Genomic DNA, 2645 nt, shown 5'->3' with positions numbered 1-2645 from the left:
GTGCGCGGCCCCGCGCCGGATCAGCTCGGCCGGACGCTGCGTGCGGAACGAGCGCGCGCGTCCGAGCAGGTAGACGGCTTCGAGCAGGCTGGTCTTGCCGGCGGCGTTGTCGCCGCTGATCAGGTTCAGGCCGGGGGCGCAGTCGAGGCGCACGGCCGCGAGATTGCGAAAGTCGGCGATCTCCAGGCGCGCGAGCATGTTCCGGCGTGGCCGGCGGTCAGAGCCGCATCGGCATGATCACGTAGCGCGCGCTGTCGCTCTCGGGATCCTGGATCAGGCAGCTCGAACTGGAATCGGTGAACGCGAGCTTGACCAGCTCGCCGGGCAGCGCGCCGAGCGCATCGAGCAGGTAGGCGACGTTGAAGCCGATCTCGAAGGCCTCGCCGCTGTAGTTGACCTCGACTTCCTCCTCGGCCTCCTCCTGCTCGGGGTTGTGCGCCTGCACCTTCAGCAGCCAGTCGCCGGCCTGCAGGCGCACGCCGCGGTACTTCTCGTTCGACAGGATCGCGGCGCGGGTCAGCGCCGTGCGCAGCACCAGCCGGTCGGCGAGGATCGCGCGCGAGCCGACGCGCGGCAGCACGCGCTCGTAGTCCGGGAACTTGCCGTCGATCAGCTTCGTCGTGAAGCGGATGTCGCCGAGCACGACCTGCGCGTGGTTGGTGCCGATGCGCAGCACGGCCGGCGTCTCGCCGTCGCCGAGCAGCCGGCCGAGTTCCTGCACGCCCTTGCGCGGCAGGATCACCTGCAGCGGCGCGGCGCTCACGCCTTCGACCGCCAGCGTGCAGAGCGCCAGCCGGTGACCGTCGGTGGCGACCGCGCGCAGTTCGCTGCCGGTCCAGTCGAGCAGCAGGCCGTTCAGGTAGAAGCGCACGTCCTGCTGCGCCATCGCGAACTGCGTGCGCTCGATCAGCCGCTTCAGCGCACCCTGCGCGATCGGCAGCTCGGCCTCGAAGGGGATGTCCTCGGTGTTCGGGAAGTCGTGCGCCGGCAGCGTCGCGAGCTGGAAGCGGCTGCGGCCGGACTTCAGCAGTGCGCGCTCGCCGTCGACGGCGAGCGTCACCTCGGCCTCGTCCGGCAGGCTCTTCAGGATGTCGTGCAGCTTGCGCGCCGGCAGCGTGATCTCGCCGTCGTCGGCCGGCAGTCCGGCCTGGGCGACCAGTTCCACTTCCAGATCCGTGGCGGTCAGCGTCAGCTGGCCGTCACGGGCCTGCATCAGCACGTTCGCGAGCACGGGCAGTGTCTGGCGGCGTTCGACGACACCGATCACGGCGGCGAGCGGCTTCAGCAGCGATTCACGGGGCGTCACGAGCTTCATCGGCGAACCTCTTCTGATCCTGTGTCCTTTATATAAAAGACTTGTTGTTGCTGTGTGGCGTCCGCGCTGTGGATGAATCCGGAAAGCCCTTGTCGATCAGGACGATGAAGGAAACTATCGGTGCAAAACCGGTGGACGATAGTTGCGCTCGATCGCGGGTTTCCTGTGGATGAAACCGGGGTTTGTCCACAGGCCGGGTTTTCCCGGATCCATCCACAGCTTGTTCAGGCTCATGTGGACAGGGTTGCCAACAGGTTATTGAAGTCCTCGCGGATGCGGGTGTCGGCCTCGCGCAGCTCGGCGATCTTGCGCACCGCGTGCAGGACGGTCGTGTGGTCGCGCCCGCCGAAGGCGTTGCCGATCTCGGGCAGGCTGTGGTTGGTCAGTTCCTTGGCCAGGGCCATCGCCAGCTGGCGCGGGCGGGCGATCGAGCGGTTGCGCGAGGGCGAGTTCAGGTCGGCGACGCGCAGCTTGTAGTACTCGGCGACCGTCTTCTGGATGTTGTCGATCGTGACCAGCTTGTCGTGCAGCGAGATCACGTCGTGCAGCGCCTCGCGGCAGAGCTCCAGCGTCACCGGCCGGCCGGTGAACTGCGCGTTGGCGTTGACGCGCAGCAGCGCGCCTTCGAGCTCGCGGACGTTGGAGCGGATGTGCTTGGCGATGAAGAACGCCGCCTCGTGCGGCAGCACGATCTGCGCCTGCACGGCCTTGCTCATCAGGATCGCGACGCGCGTCTCCAGCTCCGGCGGCTCGACGACCACGGTCAGGCCCCAGCCGCAGCGCGACTTCAGGCGGTCCTCCAGACCGTTGACCTCCTTGAAGTAGCGGTCGCAGGTCAGGATCACCTGCTGGTTGCCTTCGAGCAGCGCGTTGAAGGTGTGGAAGAACTCCTCCTGCGAGCGCTCCTTGCCGGCGAAGAACTGGATGTCGTCGATCAGCAGCGCGTCGAGCGAGCGGTAGAAGCGCTTGAACTCGTCGATGCGGTCGTGCTGCAGCGCACGCACCATGTCGGCGACGAAGTGCTCGGAGTGCAGGTAGACGATGCGCGCCGACGGGTTCTGGCGGCGCAGCTGGTTGCCGACCGCGTGCATCAGGTGCGTCTTGCCCAGCCCGGTGCCGCCGTAGATGAACAGCGGGTTGTAGGCCTTGCCGGGGTTCTGGGCGACCTGCTGGCAGGCGGCGCGCGCGAGCTGGTTCGACTTGCCGGCGACGAAGCTGTCGAAGGTGAAGTTCGGGTTCAGGTTGCTCTGCGCCTGCTCGGCAGCCGGCGGCGGCGGCTCGGGCGCGGCGGCGAACGGCATCGGCGCGAGCGCGGGAGCCGGGCGCGGGC

General features: G+C 68.0%; 3 protein-coding genes. All 3 read right to left on the bottom strand.

Annotated features, from left to right (window positions below; genetic code table 11):
* A partial coding sequence (locus PKE44_RS18040; RefSeq protein WP_324554016.1) for an AAA family ATPase occupies nt 1-198 on the bottom strand: 198 nt, incomplete at its 3' end.
* 19 nt (nt 199-217) lie between these two features.
* Nucleotides 218-1315: a DNA polymerase III subunit beta gene (gene dnaN / locus PKE44_RS18035; protein WP_324554015.1), complete on the bottom strand. Its 1098-nt coding sequence runs from the start codon at nt 1313-1315 to the stop codon at nt 218-220.
* 230 nt (nt 1316-1545) lie between these two features.
* On the bottom strand, nt 1546-2645 hold a 1100-nt coding region (dnaA, locus tag PKE44_RS18030), incomplete at its 5' end, for a chromosomal replication initiator protein DnaA (RefSeq protein WP_324554014.1).

It is taken from the genome of Plasticicumulans sp. (assembly GCF_035331805.1).
Classification (GTDB): Bacteria; Pseudomonadota; Gammaproteobacteria; order Competibacterales; family Competibacteraceae; genus Plasticicumulans.
The sequence above is the reverse complement of the archived record's forward strand: the minus strand, read 5'-3'. Positions and strand labels throughout refer to the sequence as shown.

Bases quoted from the DNA above. Each gene is read 5' to 3' on its own strand.
- dnaN (WP_324554015.1), bottom strand. From the start codon at position 1,315: ATGAAGCTCGTGACGCCCCGTGAATCGCTGCTGAAGCCGCTCGCCGCC.